We start from the raw sequence: 18,081 nt of genomic DNA, 5'->3' as shown, positions 1-18,081 counted from the left end.
TGTAGCGGAAAAAAAGCGCTGCCGCTAGAAGCAGACAAGAAAAAAGCAAGGGAAGGGCTCCCTTGCTTCAATTTATTTACCTAAAAAGTGCTTTTTAAAGAATGATAGTTGATAGTCGAGTGTGAGCGGATCATTAAAATAGAATTCTTCTGCATTTGCCTCATACACATGATGTTTTTTCACAGCTGGGATGGACTTGTAGATTTCACTGTTTTGATAGGAATTGTCCATTTCGCTGTTTTTACTTATGATCATATAGTCTCCAGCAAACTCAGGAATGACCTCTTGTGAAACCGCATAGTAGCCAGCCTTTAATGCTTTTTCTTTCACTTTTTCAGGCATTTTTAGTTTCATTTCTTGGTAGAGGATTTCTGTGCCGCGGCCCCATGCATCTCCAAACACGTAAAGATCTTTTGTGCCGCTTTCAAACACAGAAACCGTCGCATCCTCACCGATTTTCGCTTTGATTTCTTTTCCAGCTTCAGCTGCGCGTTCTTTAAAATCTTTTACCCATGCTTTGGCTTCTTTTTCTTTGTTTAATACTTTTCCAATTTCAATATGCTGCTGAAGGTAATCGACTTTGTTATACGTAAACAAAACTGTTGGCGCGATTTTTTTTAGTTTTTCTACATTTTTTGTATTGCTTAAGCCAATGATGACATCAGGCTTTAGTTTCATGATTTTTTCCACATTGGCATCCGACACTTCTTCCACATCTTTCAATTCCTTTTGGAAGCGAGGGTTCTTTTTTGACCAAGAGTCGACGCCGACTAGGTTCACACCTAGTGACATGACATTACCCGTGTAAGAACCGAGTACAACGACACGTTTTGGATGCGCTGGCAGCTTCACAGGGCCATTTTCAGATTGATATGTAATCTTGTCTGATGATGTTGATTGATTTCCTTTATTTGAGGAAGAGCTGCTGCTATTGCCACATGCGCTCAACGCAAGTACAAGGATGAGCATCAGAGGGAACAATATTTTCTTCATGAATGTAGACTCCTTTGAAATCGGCACATAAGCCGGGTATTTGATTGCACGAGTGATAATGATAATTATTATCACTTGGATATCATATCATAGGAGTGCGGTCTGTTGTCAATTGCATTTTGATAGTTGGTGATAAAAAATAGAGGGGGATTTTTGGTAGAAAAAAAGATCAAGGCACATGTGTCCTGATCTTTTTTCTTATTTAAACCAGCCTTTTTCTTTTGAGCGTGTAATGGCTTCAATGCGGTTTTTCACTTCTAGCTTATCTAAAATAATGGAAATGTAGTTCCGGACAGTGCCGCTTTTAATGCTGAGTTCCTTAGCAATTTCTTTTGTGTTTTTGCCGTCTGCGACGAGTTCTAGGACCGATTTCTCTCGTTCTGTTAAAGGATTTTCGTCACTATATAAGTCTTCCATTAATTCAGGGGCGTACACCTTTTTCCCTTTCATCACACTGCGAATGGCACTTGCCAGATCTTCACTTGGACTGTCTTTCAGCATATAGCCGCTGACGCCAGCTTTGAGCGCCCTTTGGAAATAACCAGAGCGGGCAAAGGTCGTTAAAATGATGATTTTCACATCTGTTCCTTTGAGCTCTTCCGCTGCATCAAGTCCGGATTTTCCTGGCATTTCAATATCCATTAAGCAAATATCAACAGGGTGTTTTTTGGCAAAATCGATGGCATCCTGGCCATTCGATCCTTTCCCAACTACCTTCATATCGTCTTCTAAATCAAGAAGTGAACCGAGCGCACCAAGCAGCATTTGCTGATCCTCTGCGATAAAGATGTTGATCATTTCATCCCCTCCTTTTCTTTTGCTGCTGAATCATTTGGAATACTCATGATCAGCTTTGTTCCGTCCTTTGTCTCAATACGCAGGCGCCCATTTGCAAATTCCAATCTTTCTCTAATTCCTAAAAGGCCATGACCCTTCGTTTGAGAGGGAGGATAATCGCCTTTAAATGTCCCATCATCCTCGACGGTGATGATGGCTTCCTTTGATTTTTGATGAATGGTGATTTTACAGATGGTCGCATTACTATGTTTGACGACATTTGTCACTGCCTCTTTGATGCACATGCTCACAATGTTTTCGTTAAGAAGAGAGATGTGTTTTGGCGCTTCCTTTTCATCATAGATCAATTCAATTCCGGCTGCTTCGAGAATTTGCTGTATGTTCGACAGTTCATCTTTGATTCGTATGCCCTTCATGGAGGAAACAATCTTCCGCACTTCATTCAGAGACGTTCTGGCTGTCTGCTGGACGCTTTTGAGCTCGGCACGAGCCTGTTCAGGATCTTTATAGATGAGTTTTCGGGCAAGATCACTTTTTAAACCGATAAGAGAAAGCTTTTGTCCAAGGGTATCATGCAAGTCACGTGCAATGCGCTGCCTTTCTTCAATTTTTACAAGGTCAGCGATCCGTTCATTGGCATTTTCTAATTTCTCTTCAAGCCGTTCACGTTCTTTCCTGCTTCGAATGCTGAGAGGGAGGAGAATGGCACTAATGAGTGTGATCACAACAAAAGGAATTTGTGTGAGAAACCATCCCTTTTTTAAAATCAAGCTAAAGTTCACCGCAATGGCAGCGCTCCCTAGATGAATATAGTATAAGATATAAAAGGGTACTTTTCTTTTAATATGCCCATTGAAATAGGCGATGCAAAAAGCGAAATAAATGTAGCTGTAGAGCATCACATAGCCAGTAGAAATCGCAATCAATAGAAGACCGAATACATATAAAGCCCAGCCTTTTGAGACAAAGGCAAAACGATAGACGGCAAAAAAGACGACGTTTAAAATGATACCGATCACAATGCTTAAAGTCGATGGGGTCTTAAAGATAAAATAGAAGGGCAGGATGAAAAAAATGGCCCATATATAGGGAGAAATCCCATGCAATTTTTGAATTTTAAACTGTTTTTTCATCCGTGTGCCACCTTTTCCGTTTTCGTTCTTTTTCCTTACTTTATCAAATTCAACTTATGGTTGCATCCTGTAAATGACAACAAGCTCCTTCTAGTGTAAGAAAGAGCTTGCACCAATTATGCATTTTTCTTCAGAATGTCTCCTTTAATGACAGGGACGGTCATCTTCTTAGATTGCCGTGCTTCTTTAAAGGTAACGAATGCTTTCGTTTCTTCATCCCAAAGTCTAAATTTCATTGACTCAATACTTGTTTTTAAAGTGATGGTTGGAACATTTTGAAGCGGCTCACTATGCTCATGAGCATGCTCCAAATGATAATTCGGTACCCTCGGACTTAAATGATGGACATGGTGATAACCGATATTGCCTGTTAACCACTGAAGAAGTTTTGGCAATTTGTAAAAAGAACTGCCTTCTACAGCTGCCTGCACATAATTCCAATGTTCATCTGCTTCAAAGTAAGAATCCTCAAACGTATGCTGCACATAAAACAGCCATACACCGATTGATCCAGAAATCAGAAAGATTGGACCTTGGACAAGTAACAAACCTTCCCAGCCAAAAAGGAGATAGGTCGCTCCTGCCAACAAAACAATCGATACGTTTGTGAAATAGGTGTTCCAGCGCTCTTTTTTACGAGCATTTTTGACGTTGAAACGGTTTTTAAACAGGAAAACAAAGATCGGTCCCAAAATAAACATCACAAAAGGATTACGATAAAATCTGTAGCGAAATTTCGTCCATACTGATGCTTCTTGATATTCTTTGACTGTCAGGAGCCAAATGTCACCAGTACCTCGTTTGTCTAGATTACTGCTTGTGGCATGGTGAATCGAATGATCTCTTTGCCATTGAAGATAAGGGAAAAGGGTGAGTACACCTGTTAAGAAACCGAACAGGTGATTGAGCGGTTTCTGTTTAAAAAAGGATTGATGGCAGCAGTCATGAAAAATAATAAAGACACGTACTAAAAAACCAGCTGCTATAACCGCAAAGAAGAGGGTTAAAAGGTAGGAGATGTTCAGGCTATAATAGGCAAGAAACCAAAGCCCCAAAAATGGAATAAATGTATTAAAGAGTTGAATGATACTTTTTTTCGAATTAGCACCAGAGAATTGGCCAACTTGTTTTCTTAAAGTGGCTTGCTGCTGTGTGTTTGTTGAAGTCGTCATGAACGTTCAAGTCCTTTCCGTTTCTTTCTACTTCAAAGTATAGAAGGAAAGGTGTCATGCTCATAGTAGCACCCATCATGTATTCGATATGACATTTGTCATGTTGGACGCCGGAAAGGCTGACGGTATCAAGGTTTGTAAGCTTATTTTATTTTAAATAAAAAAGTAAAGGCGCTTAGCCTTCACTTTTTATGAACGTGCTTCATGAACTTTTAACTGCTTGCCTTTAATGGTTGTATGGCGCATGGCATTCAGCACAAGAGGGCCTTTGCCGTTTAAAATATCGACATATGTTTTCGTGTCTTGAATGGTAATAATCCCAATGTCATCGAAGGCAACGCCTTCTATTTTGGCAATGGTCCCAACGAAATCAACGGCCCGCAGCTTCTTTTTCTTTCCGCCGTTAAAATAAAGCTTCATAATATCCTTCTCAACGCCTGCCTGTTTATTTTCCTTTTGAATCGGTGTTTCAATCTTTTCTTCAAAGCTTTCTACATACTGCTCTGCTTCTTCCTTTGTTGGATAAGGCTGCGTCTGGAAATCAATACCTGCTTCCTGCTTTAATTCATCAATCAGAGGCATTGCGTTTTTGGTCATAAACGCAATGGTTTTCCCGCTTTTCCCCGCTCTGCCAGTTCTTCCTGTTCGGTGAATATAGCGCTCTTTTTCATAGGGCAGATCGTAATGAATCACATGTGTCATATCACTGACATCAATGCCCCGGGCTGCTATATCGGTTGCGATCAAATAACGGAACTCACCGTTTTTGAATTCATCCATGACAGCGAAGCGGTCTTCCTGTCTCATGCCTCCATGAATTTTGTCACAAGGCACATCCCATTCGTCCAGCTTCATTGTGAGTTCATTCACTCTGTCCTGTGTATTACAGAAAATAATGCAGCTATCTGGATTTTCAATGACGATCGTACGCTGAAGAAGGGAGAATTTTGCTTCTTCTTCCGTTTCAATCACGGTGTGGGTGATTTGTTGTACAGACGTTTCCGCGCGTGCGATTTCAATCACTTTTGGTGATTGTAAAAACTGTTCGCTCAATTTCTTCATCTCATCAGACATGGTCGCTGAAAACAGCATTGACATGCGCTTTGGCGGCAGATACTGAATAATAGAAGAGACTTGATCAATAAATCCCATGTTCAGCATTTCATCCGCTTCATCTAACACGAAAAATTTGAGGTTTTCTAATGAAAGAGTACCTTTCTCAAGGTGATCCAAAATTCTGCCTGGTGTTCCGCACACAATGTGGTTTTTCTGTGCAAGCTCTACTTTTTGGGCTTGAAAAGGGGCTTTTCCATAAATGGCTGCGGCTTTGATTCGTTTCAATCGTCCAAGGCTTGTGAGATCCTGTTTGACCTGCATGGCGAGTTCTCGTGTTGGAACGAGGATGAGGGCTTGAGGTTTATTTTCAGCCCAATCGACCATTTCACAAATCGGCAAACCATAGGCTGCGGTCTTGCCGCTGCCAGTTTGAGATTTGACGATCAGATCCTGCTTTGAAAAAGCAACGGATAATGTCTCGTGCTGAACAGGTGTAGGTGTATGGAAGTGAAGTGCTTTTAGCGCTTGTTTTAATTCATTGCTTAATGGATATTGATCAAATTGTTGTAATGTCATCGTGTTCTCCTTTTCGTACATTCATACTTGTGACATCATACCATAACCATGACCGTGAATGAAAAGACATGAAAAAAAGCCCCATAAAGGAGCTTTTGATTAAAGGAATCTGCGTTTTACTTTTTCCCAGTAGGAGTTGTCTTTTAATTTCACTGTTTTAATGACTTTTCCTGAAAGGCCGATGTCAATTTGTTTGACGTGTTTCGTGCCAAGCGCTTCGTTATCAAGCCCGATAATTGGATGGTCGTTTCCGTCCTGCACAACCTTCAGCGTTAGCTTGCGGTCACTGCTTAAGATGAAAGGAGCACCCAGTGTACGGTACGAGTTGTTGTTTAGCGATGCAAGCTCTGTGACTTGCATACAAGGGAGCATCGGATCAACCACGGCGCCGTTTACCGATTTATTGTAGGCTGTTGAGCCGGTCGGAGTAGAAATAATCATTCCGTCTCCTCTAAATGTTTCAAAGTGGAAATCATCTATATACACATCGATCACAAATGTTTTAATAATGCTTGAGCGGATCGACAGTTCATTTAAGCAATGGAACTGATTGGTACTGTCAACGCTTACATCGATGATCGGATATTTTCTCACTTCAATCTGTTCAGTGTTCATGGCATCAATCATTTTATCAAAATGCTCTAATGAAAAATCGCAGTATAGATGCGAATTCTCTGTTTTTGATACCCCTACATACAAGCAGTCATCCCGGAAATTCGTTTTGCGGACTGCTTGAAGAAATGTGCCATCCCCGCCAATTGAAGCAATAATATGGGCATCCTCTGCACGCTTGACGACTTGAAAGCCTTGATCGGTAGCGAGCTTCTCCAGAGAAGAAATGTGTCCATCCAATTCATGATCTTTTTTGTAAAAGAAAAATACATTGCGACGATTGTCTGTCATTGACGTTCTCCCCTTTGTTGTCAAAAATAGTTTTCCAATAATAAAGGGCTTACATGTGAACCCTTGCTCACATTTTACACTTTTTTCATATGAAAGTAAAAACATTAGAAAAACCTGCATGATGAAGGCATTCGTTTTTAGAAATGAGTCAATGTAAGGGATTCGAAAAGGGCAGGATTTGAGCATAATTGAATAGCTTCTTTCTCATGAAAGAGTGGTTTAGGTGTTTCGTTGTGGTGTAGAACTAGCCTATTAGGTGCAGAGGGAGGATAAAAAAGCCAATTTTTCGTCATGCGCATCTCAAAGGAGACGATGTAAAGTTGATCGTGAATGAAAAGAGGTGCTATCATATGATGAAATGAAATGTAAAAAAACCACAATTCCTGTGAAACATTTCATGTGAATATTCGTATCAATGAAGAGAGACAAAAAGGAGGAGAAAAAGATGAATGCGAAAAGATGGGTAGCGTTAATCATTGCACTAGGTGTTTTCGGATTTTCAATTGTGATAAGTGTCACGATGGCCTTGTTCGAAAACTTCAATGACAATAAAATGAGCTATCAATTTGGGGATGAAATAGAAGAAAAGGTACTAGAGGATGGAAGCGGTGCTGGGAAAATTGCGGTTCTTGAGATTAATGGAACCATTCAAGATAATGGCGGCGCATCAAGTCTGTTAGGCGGAGAAGGATATGATCATCGTGCATTCCTCAAGGAACTAGAAAAAGCGAAAGATGATGCTTCAGTAAAAGGTGTACTGCTGCGCGTCAACTCTCCTGGCGGCGGTGTCTATGAAAGTGCGGAAATACATAAAAAATTAGAAGAAGTGAAAAAAGCGAAGAAGCCGATTTACGTCTCCATGGGCTCAATGGCAGCTTCTGGCGGTTACTACGTATCAACTCCAGCCAAGAAAATCTTTGCTTCACCTGAAACATTAACAGGATCGTTAGGTGTGATCATGCAAAGCTTGAACTATTCAAAGCTGGCGGATAATTTAGGTATTAAATACGAAACAATTAAGAGCGGAAAATTTAAAGACATCATGTCACCAAATCGTGATATGACAAAAGATGAGCGCGACATCATGCAAAGCATGGTTGATAACTCGTATGAAGGGTTTGTCAAAGTCATCTCTGAAGGACGCGGCATGTCAAAACAGGACGTCAAGAAAATTGCTGACGGCCGGGTCTATGACGGAACACAGGCGAAATCGAACGGATTAGTCGATGAGCTAGGATATTATGAAGATGCAATCAAAGCAATGAAGAAAAATGAAAAAGGGTTAAAAGGAGCGACAGTGATCAGCTATTCTCAAAGCTTTGGCTGGAACTCTCTCTTCAATATGAGCGCAAGCAAACTCTTTAAAAGTGAAATTGATTTTCTCAATCTAAAAGAAACACTGGCTGGCTCAAACGGGTCTAAACCGATGTATCTCTATTCAAAATAAAGGAGGGATCATAGATGGATTCTACATTCGATGAAGTAACCGAAAGCCGCAGCCAAGAAGAATCGAATCCGGCTCTTGCGAAACGTGCAGTGATTGAAGCACAGGCGTTTGCAGGCTTTTGGATTAGGTTTTGGGCGTTTATTCTTGATTGGCTCGTCGTCTGGGGTGTCAACCATTTGACGGTTTCTCCAATCTTTAGTCTGTTTGGCTGGTCCAAAGGAGGAGGATGGTTTTCTCCATTCTCCGTCACAACGACGATTGTATTCCTGCTTTATTTCGCCATCATGACGAAAATCTTTCAACAAACACTCGGCAAAATGGTGTTTGGGATCAAAGTGGTCTCGCTTCAGCCTGAGAAGAAGCTGGCATGGGATGTCATTTTCTTTAGAGAGATTGTAGGTCGCTACATTAATACGCTCTTTGTTCTCTATGCTGTCGTTGGGTTCTCACCGAAAAAGCAAGGGGTTCATGATTACTTTGCCGATACGGTGGTCGTCCATGAACATTTATATGAAAAAACAGAAGCAAACGTATAATCAGAGGAGTTTGGCCGGGTACCGGTCAAACTCTTTTTTCATGATTGGGTATAAAATCCAGAATGAGAGCCATAATCGTAGAGAAGCATCATTTGTTATGGAGGAAGTGAGCACAGTGCTTTACGTTTGGATCGCAGCTTTTTTGTTCCTTGGGATCTTATTGATCTTCATGAAAGTAACCATTTCACTGGATTATTCACATGCAAATGACAATGACCACCTTGCACTGAAGATCATCACCTTATATGGAATCATCAGACTCAAAAAAGACATTCCGATGGTGAGGGTCAATCCAGAAGATCAAACGATTGATATACGTGAAAAGAAAATGGCGAGCGCCAAAACCCCTAGTCACGAAAAAGAATCCATACATCAAAAAGTGGGAAAACGTGATATGAAGCAAATCCTTCATCAAATGGAGCGCATCACAAAAGAGATCGTCGATTTAAACCGGATCATGCGTAAATTCTTCATTCACATCAGAATTGTATCGTTTCACTGGTCAACATGGATCGGCTTTCATGACGCCGCTTTAACAGGTGTAGCAGCCGGCGGTGTGTGGTCAGTCAAAGGAGCACTGCTTGCCTTTATGCAGGAGCATCTCACCTTTAAGCATAAACCGGTATATGAAGTCATTCCTGCCTTTCAGCATAATGTGTCTCAAACCCAGTTTACATGTATAGCTTATTTTCGTATTGGACATGCTATGCTTGCAGCCATTCGTTTACTTGTCCATTGGTTAAAAGGAAGAAAGGCGAGAAAAAATGCCTCTCTTCAAGCAACGAAGAATGAATCATCTGTTTAAGGAGGAACCCGAAAATGGCAGATCATCCAATCCAAGGTCTTATGAAGACAGCGATGGAAAACTTAAAAGAAATGATAGACGTGAATACGATCATTGGCGATCCAGTCGAAACCCCTGACGGCAGTGTCATTCTTACTGTGTCGAAGGTTGGTTTTGGATTTGCAGCTGGAGGCAGTGAATTTAACGGGAACCAAAAGAAAGAAAAACGTTCTGATGATCAAGAACGAAAAGAACCGAGACTCCCATTTGGCGGAGGAAGCGGCGGAGGTGTGTCTATTACACCAATCGCCTTCTTAATTGTCGGAACAAATGGCGTTCGAATGCTTCATTTGGATGAACATACACATCTGCTTGATAAAATATTGGATTCTGCTCCTCAAGCAATTGAACGTCTTCAGCACATGTTTAAGAAGGATGAACGGGAGAACCGTCATAAAGAACGAAAACTAGATGACATAGACCTTTAAAAAGTTAGCTGCGCTGCAGTTAACTTTTTTTTCAAAAGTGACGATTAGGCTTTGCAGTTTTTTGCTTTCTCTACTATGATAGAACCATACATTTGATAAGGGAGGAATTGTTTTGGCATCGATCACATTTAAAGGGAGTTCTGTCACGCTTGTAGGAAATGAAGTGAAAGTAGGCGAGCAGGCTCCAGATTTCACGGTATTAACGAACTCACTAGGGGAAGTTTCACTTTCAGATTTAACAGGAAAAGTGACGATCATCTCAGTGATTCCTTCTATTGATACAGGTGTGTGTGACGCACAAACAAGACGTTTCAATGAAGAGGCAGCCGGTTTAGGTCCGGTCAATATCTATACAATTAGTGCAGACCTTCCATTTGCACAAGCACGCTGGTGCGGAGCAAACGGAATTGAAAATGTCGAAACATTATCTGATCACAGAGATATGTCATTTGGTGAAGCATTCGGAGTATATATGAAAGAATTGCGTTTATTGGCGCGCGCAGTCTTCGTATTAGACCCGAGCGGAAAAGTGGTTTACACTGAATACGTAAGCGAAGCAACGAATCACCCAAATTATGAAAAAGCCATTGAAGCTGCAAAATCACTGTTATAAAAGCAGCATCGACAAGAGCTCCGGCTTCATCCTGGGGCTCTTTTCAATGAGGAGATATAGCTTTTAACAAAGCGAGGAGAGAAAAGCATTGCAGAAAGATCAAGTAAGTACGATTTTTGAGCTGCTCGATACAGCTTCTATTCGATTAAAAAAGGACCAAAGCATTTCCTATATTGAAGCATTGGCTGAAGCAGGAGAAGCCTTTTTCCAAGCAAATGATCGAGACGGTTTACTAAAGGGTTTAATAGAGAAAGCAGATTTTGCCTCTTATGATCATGAGCAGATTCGTAAAGCGTTTCAGCTCGCCGTATTGAAAGGACAAAAGGATATTTCCCATCCAAATCGTCAGATGACCCCAGATACGATCGGGCTGTTTGTCAGCTATTTGGTGAATAAATTTTTAGAAGGACAAAAAGAGCTTGTTGTCTTTGATCCAGCAGCGGGAACAGGGAACTTACTGCTTGCTGTCTTAAACAATCTCACTGCAGAAACAAAGCGCGGCTTTGCGTCTGAAATTGATGATGTACTCATTAAAATTGCATGGGCACAGGCAAACTTGGAAGAGAAGGAAGTCGAGCTTTTCCATCAAGACAGCCTTGAGCCGCTTTTGATCTCACCAGTAGATGTCACTGTATGCAGTCTGCCAGTCGGTTATTACCCAAATGATGAGCGTGCAGCAGACTATGATTTGAAGGCAAAAGAAGGACATGCCTTTGCCCATTATTTATTCATTGAACAAAGCCTTCGTTATACGAAAGAAGGCGGCTTCTTATTCTTCATCATTCCAAACGATTTGTTTGAAGGAAAAGAAAGCGTGCAATTAAAGGATTTTATCAAAGATCATGCATATATGAATGCGTTAATTCAGCTGCCGGTCTCTATGTTCAAGGACAAAAAGCACGCCAAAAGCTTGTTTGTGATGCAAAAGAAAAAGGAAGGCTTGGAAGCACCAAAACGGATGCTCTTTGCCAATCTGCCGTCTTTCTCACAAAAGGAAGCCATGGTGGATGTGATGAGAAAATTAGACCAGTGGTTTATAGAAGAAAAAGAAACGAAAGAATAGCCAGAGTGATGTCTGGCTATTTTATTATTCAGAAAATAACGACTTATCGATGTAAGCGGTAACAGTTTGAAGGTGCACTTGAAATGCAAAGTTTTCAATGTTTAAATGAAAAAGTCAGATATTTTTCGGACTTATCGTTAAACTATAAAAGACCCGTCAAACAGGTTGAATATAGCACCGGAAAAAACGTGAAACCTTATATAACAACTGAGTAAAAGGAGCGACAGGAATGTCTAAAATTATTGCAATCAACGCAGGAAGCTCATCTCTTAAATTCCAATTGTTCGACATGCCAGAAGAAACCGTTTTAACCAAAGGCCTTGTTGAAAGAATCGGAATGGACAACAGTATCTTCACGATTTCTGTAGATGGAGAAAAGAAAACAGAAATCACAGATATTCCAGATCATGCAGTAGCGGTCAAAATGCTGCTTGAAAAACTAATTGAATTTAACATCATCAAAGACTTTAATGAAATTGATGGCGTAGGACACCGCGTCGTTCACGGCGGAGAGAAATTCAGCGACTCTGTTCTTTTAACAGATGAAGTCATCAATGACATTGATCAGCTTTCAGAGCTAGCACCACTACACAACCCTGCAAACGTTGTAGGAATCAAAGCATTCAAACAAATTCTGCCTGACGTACCAGCGATTGCTGTGTTCGATACAGCCTTCCACCAAACAATGCCAGAGCAGTCTTACCTATACAGCCTTCCATACGACTACTACAAAAACTTTGGTATTCGTAAATACGGATTCCACGGGACAAGCCATAAGTTCGTAACAGAGCGTGCAGCAGAGCTATTAGGCCGTCCTCTTGAAGAGCTTCGTTTGATCTCTTGCCACCTTGGAAATGGTGCGAGTATCGCAGCAGTTGAAGGCGGAAAATCAATCGATACTTCAATGGGCTTCACACCGCTTGCGGGTGTTGCAATGGGTACACGTTCAGGTAACATTGACCCTGCCCTTATTCCATTTATTATGGAGAAAACAGGACATACAGCTGAAGAAGTACTTTCTACTTTGAATAAGAAGAGTGGTCTTTTAGGTGTGTCTGGTCTATCAAGTGATCTTCGTGATATCGAAGAAGCAACAGAAGAAGGAAACGACCGTGCAGAAGTAGCTCTTGATATTTTTGCAAGCCGTATTCATAAATACATCGGTTCTTATGCAGCGAGAATGAATGGTGTAGATGCGATCATCTTCACAGCTGGAATCGGTGAAAACAGTTCAGAAGTAAGAGCTCGTGTACTTCGTGGTCTAGAATTCATGGGCGTTTACTGGGATCCTTCTCTTAACAACATGAGAGGCGAAGAAGCATTCATCAGCTACCCGCACTCTCCTGTAAAAGTGATCGTCATTCCAACGAACGAAGAAGTAATGATTGCAAGAGACGTTATGCGCTTAGCATAATCAAAAATGAAAAAGCTCTTTTCCAATAAGGAAAAGAGCTTTTTTCTGTTAAAAGCAGCATGCTATAATGTTGTCCAATACGAAGCAAAAGGGAGCGGTGAGAAAATGAGCGTGACAGAACATAAACGTGAGGCGAAAGAGAGGCTTTATTTAAAAGTTATTACGGTCAGTGATACAAGAACGAAAGAAACAGATAAAAGCGGCCGCCTGATGATTGATTTGCTTAAAGAACAGGGACATCTCATTCTTGCATACGATATTGTAAAAGATGACATTGGAGCGATCCAAGACGCTGTGTTAGAGGGAACAAGCGAACCGAAAATAGATGCCGTCTTGTTAAACGGGGGCACAGGAATTGCAGCAAGGGATGTCACCATTGAAGCGATCACCCCGCTTTTCTCCAAGGAGCTGCCAGGCTTTGGCGAAATCTTCCGCATGCTGAGCTATACAGAAGACATTGGTTCAGCCGCTATCTTGTCCCGGGCAGCGGCTGGGGTCGTCAATCAAAAAGCGGTTTTTGCCACACCAGGCTCTACTGGAGCTGTTCGTTTAGCCATGACAAAACTCATCATTCCAGAGCTTCCTCACGTCTTACGAGAGCTTGAAAAGGATCAAAAATAGCCCAAAATGACTCGGCCAAGAAAATTTGGCGGAGTTTTTTTCATAAAGGGGTTGAAAAAACAATTTTTCCTTGTTACAGTGTATACATACTAAATGCATGTTTATAAATTAAAACTTATTTTTATGCAAAAAAACATTCACAGAATCAAAACAAGCGAGAGGAGCTTTTCAATCATGTCACAAAATAAAAAAGTCGTATTAGCATATTCCGGAGGTCTTGATACCTCTGTTGCAGTTAAATGGTTACAAGAGCAAGGATACGAAGTCGTTGCTTGCTGCCTGGACGTCGGTGAAGGAAAAGACTTAGCATTCGTTCAACAAAAAGCACTTCAAGTCGGAGCGGTTCAGTCTTACATGATTGACGCAAAAGAAGAGTTTGCTGAAGAATTTGCACTGACTGCATTACAAGCACACACGATGTATGAAGGGAAATATCCGCTTGTATCTGCATTATCTCGTCCACTTATTGCAAAAAAACTAGTGGAAGTCGCAGAAAAAGAAAATGCAGTAGCGGTTGCACACGGATGTACTGGTAAAGGAAACGACCAAGTCCGTTTTGAAGTATCTATTAAAGCATTGAATCCAGACCTAGAAGTTCTTGCACCAGTGCGTGAGTGGAAATGGTCTCGTGATGAAGAAATCGATTATGCTCAAAAGCACGGTATTCCAATTCCGATTAACTTAGACAGCCCATATTCAATCGACCAAAACCTTTGGGGCAGAAGTAACGAGTGCGGCATTTTAGAAGATCCTTGGGCTGCACCGCCAGAAGGAGCATATGATCTAACGACTCCACTTGAAAAAACACCTGACACACCTGAGATCATCGAAATCACGTTTGAAAAAGGAAAACCAACAGCCATTGACGGTATTCAGTATTCATTATCTGATCTCATCCTTCATTTAAATGAAGTCGCTGGTCAGCATGGGGTTGGCAGAATCGATCACGTTGAAAACCGTCTTGTGGGCATCAAATCTCGTGAAGTGTACGAGTGCCCAGGTGCTGTCACACTTCTAAAAGCGCATAAAGAGCTTGAAGATTTAACACTAGTGAAAGAAGTCGCACACTTTAAGCCAATCATTGAACAAAAAATGGCTGAATTAATATACAACGGATTATGGTTCTCACCGCTTAAAGAAGCATTAGATGCTTTCTTACAAGAAACACAACAGAACGTAACAGGTGTTGTACGTGTGAAACTATTTAAAGGCCATGCCATTGTAGAAGGACGTAAATCACCATATTCACTTTATGATGAAAATCTAGCAACATACACAAAAGCAGATGAATTCGATCATGATGCTGCGGTAGGATTTATTAATCTTTGGGGCTTACCAACAAAAGTAAACAGCATCGTGAATAAAAAGGAGCAGGTTAAAGCATGAAAAAGCTTTGGGGAGGCCGATTTCAAAAAACACCAGAAAAATGGGTCGATGAGTTTGGCGCGTCCATTCATTTCGACAAACAATTAGTCAAAGAAGATCTGACCGGCTCCCTTGCTCATGCAAGTATGCTGAATACATGCGGTATCCTGGGCGATAACGAGGCCGCTGCCATCAAAGATGGACTGAATACGCTCATGAAAAAGGCAGAGGCAGATGAATTGGAATTCTCAGTCGATTATGAGGACATCCATTTAAACCTTGAAAAAATGCTCATTGATGAGATTGGTCCGCTTGGCGGCAAATTGCACACAGCGAGAAGTCGGAATGATCAGGTTGCAACCGATATGCATTTATATTTGAATAACCAAGTAGAGCATATCATTGAACTGATCTCGTCCTTTCAAACAGTGCTTGTGGAAAAAGCAGAACAGCATGTTGAAACGATTTTTCCAGGATATACGCACTTGCAGCGTGCACAGCCTATTTCCTTTGCTCATCATATGCTCGCTTATTTCTGGATGCTTGAACGTGACAAAGCGCGTTTTCAAGATTCTTTGAAGCGAATTAACGTGTCTCCACTTGGATGCGGAGCGTTAGCAGGAACGACATTTCCGATTGATCGTGAATATACAGCAGAGCTGCTTGGCTTTGATCATATTTACGAAAACAGCCTTGATGGCGTGAGTGATCGGGATTTCATTTTAGAGTTTTTGTCTAATAGCAGCCTTGTGATGATGCATCTCTCACGTCTTTGTGAGGAAATCATTTTATGGTGCTCTCAAGAATTCAAATTCATTGAACTTGATGACACATATGCAACAGGAAGCAGCATGATGCCGCAAAAGAAAAACCCGGATATGGCTGAATTGATCCGCGGGAAAACAGGCCGTGTATATGGCAACCTGATGGGGCTTCTCACCATTATGAAAGGCTTGCCGCTTACGTATAACAAAGACTTACAAGAAGATAAGGAAGGCATGTTTGATACAGTGAAAACCATCGCTGGCAGCCTGCAAATCTTCACAGGCATGATTCAAACAATGACAGTGAACGAAGATGTCATGAAAAAAGCAACAAAAGAAGATTTCTCAAATGCGACCGAAGTGGCAGACTACCTTGCGAAAAAAGGCATGCCATTCCGTGAAGCACACGAAATCGTTGGCAAGCTCGTGTATACATGCATTCAAAAAAGCATCTACTTAAGTGATCTTCCGTTTGAAACATTCACAGAAGCGAGCGATCTTTTTGAAGAAGACATTTACACCGTTCTTGATCCGTATGTTGCTGTTGAAAAAAGAACAAGTGCAGGTGGAACTGGATTTAAACAAATTCAGCTCGCTTTAGAAAAAGCAAAAGCCTGCCTAGCGTAACACGTCAAAAAACCATTCGTATGATGCGGATGGTTTTTTTGCTGTCAGAAAGGAGAATCCTCTTCCTTGGAGAACATGATAGCAGAAAGGGTTCATAAGTGCGCCAGATGCTGGTTTATAGTAAAGTAAAGATAAGAAACATGTGAACTTGCAACCTTTGCTTTAGGAGGAGATTGTGTGCGACACGCATTAATAACAGCGGGTTCTAAAGGACTTGGCAGGAAAGTCACCGAGTCTTTACTGAATATGGGGTATTCTGTGACAGTGAATTATCGAAGTGATGATGAAGCTGTGCGGCAGATGAAAGAAGAATTGCATGAATATGAAGAAAAGCTTCAATTTGTCCAAGGTGATGTGACAAACAAAGAAGATTTAAAAAACATGGTAGAGCTGGCAGCAGAGCGATTTGGGCGGATCGATGCCTTGATTAACAATGCCGGACCTTATATTTTTGAACGTAAGAAACTAGCGGATTACTCTGAAGATGAATGGTATCAAATGATGGAAGGCAACTTATCCGCTGTGTTTCATTTGTTCCGAATGGTCATCCCCATGATGAGAAAACAAGGCTTTGGCCGCATTATCACGTATGGCTTCCAAGGAGCAGACCATGCACCAGGCTGGATGCACAGATCAGCCTTCGGAGCGGCAAAAGTGGGGCTGGCGTCATTGACGAAAACCATTGCGATTGAAGAAGCCGAAAACGGCATCACAGCCAATATGGTTTGCCCAGGCAAAATCGTTGGAGACATGAAAGAATCCACAATAGAAGAAGCACGCCAGATCAAAGACGATGAAACGCCGATTGGCAGGTCTGGTACTGGAGAAGATATCGGGCGCATCATTTCATTTTTATGCGATGACCGCTCTGACCTGATTACAGGGACCGTTATTGAAGCAACAGGTGGTCTTAACGTCATTCACAGACATTAAGTTTTTCAGCTTTTTATACAGGGAATAGATGAAATGAGATCAAATTCGAAAGGTGGATATACTCACATGAAAGCTACATATCACGGACATTCAGTCGTACACATTGAAACAAACGGATACCATATTTGGATTGATCCATTTTTAAAAGGAAATAAACACACAGATATCAAGCCGCAAGATGTCAAAGCGGATGTCATTTTACTGACACATGGGCATGGAGATCACCTCGGTGACACCATTGAAATCGCTAAAAACAATGACGCGCTCGTTGTCGCGCCAAACGAACTTGCCGTTTATTTAAGCTGGCAAGGGGTGAAAACGCACCCGCTTCATATCGGCGGCGGACGTGAGTTTGAATTTGGTAAAGTCAAGCTCACGCAAGCGTTCCATGGTTCAGCTGTCATTGATGAAGATGCAAAAACGATTACGTATACAGGCATGCCATCAGGTATTTTATTTACTGCAGAGGGCAAAACGATTTATCATGCTGGAGACACTGCGCTCTTTTCAGATATGAAGCTGATCGGTGAGCTGAATCATATTGAGCTTGCATTCCTTCCGATCGGTGATAATTTCACGATGGGGCCGGACGATGCAAGAATCGCAGCCGAATGGCTTCGGGCGAAGCAGGTCGTGCCGATTCACTACAGCACATTCCCGCCGATTGAACAGGACCCGCATGCATTTGCAGACAGCCTGCATGGCGGCGTTGGTCATGTGTTAAACAGCGGAGAATCGATTGAGATTTAATCAACATAGCAAAAAGCCGGCATTCCAATGCCGGCTTTTTTTGTT

Annotated in this window: 18 protein-coding genes; 12 read left to right on the top strand and 6 right to left on the bottom strand. The window is 41.5% G+C overall.

What is annotated here, in order from left to right; all coding sequences use genetic code 11:
- Positions 1-72 precede the first annotated feature (72 nt).
- The 6 genes from C6Y07_RS06760 to C6Y07_RS06735 all read right to left on the bottom strand — a co-directional run bounded on the left by C6Y07_RS06760 (position 73) and on the right by C6Y07_RS06735 (position 6,631).
- The gene (locus C6Y07_RS06760) at positions 73-993 is read right to left on the bottom strand and encodes an iron-hydroxamate ABC transporter substrate-binding protein (RefSeq protein ID WP_066030557.1); all 921 of its coding nucleotides are present in this window, start codon (positions 991-993) and stop codon (positions 73-75) included.
- A 198-nt stretch (positions 994-1,191) separates the two neighbouring features.
- Positions 1,192-1,791, bottom strand: a complete 600-nt coding sequence (locus C6Y07_RS06755; RefSeq protein ID WP_060596997.1) for a response regulator transcription factor — start codon at positions 1,789-1,791, stop codon at positions 1,192-1,194.
- The gene (locus tag C6Y07_RS06750; protein WP_060596996.1) at positions 1,788-2,924 is read right to left on the bottom strand and encodes a sensor histidine kinase; all 1,137 of its coding nucleotides are present in this window, start codon (positions 2,922-2,924) and stop codon (positions 1,788-1,790) included. Before C6Y07_RS06750 ends, C6Y07_RS06755 begins: the two co-directional genes overlap by 4 nt.
- Positions 2,925-3,040: 116 nt before the next feature.
- Positions 3,041-4,096, bottom strand: coding sequence for a Delta(5) desaturase DesA (desA, locus tag C6Y07_RS06745; RefSeq protein WP_060596995.1), 1,056 nt, complete (start codon positions 4,094-4,096; stop codon positions 3,041-3,043).
- Between the two features lie 189 nt (positions 4,097-4,285).
- Positions 4,286-5,728 carry a DEAD/DEAH box helicase gene (locus tag C6Y07_RS06740; RefSeq protein ID WP_060596994.1) on the bottom strand — a complete coding sequence of 481 codons (1,443 nt, stop codon included), beginning with the start codon at positions 5,726-5,728 and terminating at the stop codon, positions 4,286-4,288.
- 99 nt (positions 5,729-5,827) lie between these two features.
- Complete coding sequence (locus C6Y07_RS06735; RefSeq protein ID WP_003216672.1) at positions 5,828-6,631, bottom strand: NAD kinase; 804 nt, start codon at positions 6,629-6,631, stop codon at positions 5,828-5,830.
- Between the two features lie 445 nt (positions 6,632-7,076).
- On the opposite strand from C6Y07_RS06735, the gene sppA reads away from it, so the two are divergent.
- From sppA to C6Y07_RS06675, 12 genes are all read left to right on the top strand, one after another.
- Positions 7,077-8,078 carry a signal peptide peptidase SppA gene (gene sppA, locus C6Y07_RS06730; RefSeq protein WP_060596993.1) on the top strand — a complete coding sequence of 334 codons (1,002 nt, stop codon included), beginning with the start codon at positions 7,077-7,079 and terminating at the stop codon, positions 8,076-8,078.
- A gap of 14 nt (positions 8,079-8,092) precedes the next feature.
- Complete coding sequence (locus C6Y07_RS06725) at positions 8,093-8,614, top strand: RDD family protein (RefSeq protein WP_034661878.1); 522 nt, start codon at positions 8,093-8,095, stop codon at positions 8,612-8,614.
- Between the two features lie 115 nt (positions 8,615-8,729).
- Entirely contained in the window at positions 8,730-9,419 is a 690-nt protein-coding gene (locus C6Y07_RS06720; RefSeq protein WP_223249898.1) for a DUF2953 domain-containing protein, read from the top strand.
- Between the two features lie 14 nt (positions 9,420-9,433).
- On the top strand, positions 9,434-9,886 hold the full coding sequence (ytfJ, locus tag C6Y07_RS06715; RefSeq protein WP_003216488.1) for a GerW family sporulation protein: 453 nt from the start codon (positions 9,434-9,436) through the stop codon (positions 9,884-9,886).
- Positions 9,887-9,998: 112 nt separating this feature from the next.
- Positions 9,999-10,499, top strand: coding sequence for a thiol peroxidase (gene tpx, locus C6Y07_RS06710; RefSeq protein ID WP_034321005.1), 501 nt, complete (start codon positions 9,999-10,001; stop codon positions 10,497-10,499).
- Between the two features lie 88 nt (positions 10,500-10,587).
- On the top strand, positions 10,588-11,562 hold the full coding sequence (locus tag C6Y07_RS06705) for a class I SAM-dependent methyltransferase (RefSeq protein WP_106156444.1): 975 nt from the start codon (positions 10,588-10,590) through the stop codon (positions 11,560-11,562).
- A gap of 229 nt (positions 11,563-11,791) precedes the next feature.
- Positions 11,792-12,976, top strand: a complete 1,185-nt coding sequence (locus C6Y07_RS06700; RefSeq protein WP_034661872.1) for an acetate kinase — start codon at positions 11,792-11,794, stop codon at positions 12,974-12,976.
- Between the two features lie 105 nt (positions 12,977-13,081).
- The gene (locus C6Y07_RS06695) at positions 13,082-13,597 is read left to right on the top strand and encodes a MogA/MoaB family molybdenum cofactor biosynthesis protein (protein WP_060597087.1); all 516 of its coding nucleotides are present in this window, start codon (positions 13,082-13,084) and stop codon (positions 13,595-13,597) included.
- A 174-nt stretch (positions 13,598-13,771) separates the two neighbouring features.
- Complete coding sequence (locus tag C6Y07_RS06690; RefSeq protein ID WP_106036958.1) at positions 13,772-14,983, top strand: argininosuccinate synthase; 1,212 nt, start codon at positions 13,772-13,774, stop codon at positions 14,981-14,983.
- Positions 14,980-16,353 carry an argininosuccinate lyase gene (gene argH, locus C6Y07_RS06685; RefSeq protein ID WP_106071764.1) on the top strand — a complete coding sequence of 458 codons (1,374 nt, stop codon included), beginning with the start codon at positions 14,980-14,982 and terminating at the stop codon, positions 16,351-16,353. The genes C6Y07_RS06690 and argH overlap by 4 nt, the downstream gene beginning before the upstream one ends.
- Before the next feature lie 177 nt (positions 16,354-16,530).
- Positions 16,531-17,286 carry an SDR family oxidoreductase gene (locus C6Y07_RS06680; protein ID WP_066030562.1) on the top strand — a complete coding sequence of 252 codons (756 nt, stop codon included), beginning with the start codon at positions 16,531-16,533 and terminating at the stop codon, positions 17,284-17,286.
- 66 nt (positions 17,287-17,352) lie between these two features.
- A complete protein-coding gene (locus C6Y07_RS06675) occupies positions 17,353-18,036 on the top strand; it encodes a metal-dependent hydrolase (RefSeq protein WP_060596988.1) in 684 nt (227 codons plus the stop codon).
- Positions 18,037-18,081: the final 45 nt, after the last annotated feature.

It is taken from the genome of Bacillus sp. LNXM12-1 (assembly GCF_003004375.1).
Lineage (GTDB): Bacteria > Bacillota > Bacilli > Bacillales > Bacillaceae > Bacillus.
This window is presented reverse-complemented; position numbering and strand designations above follow the sequence as displayed.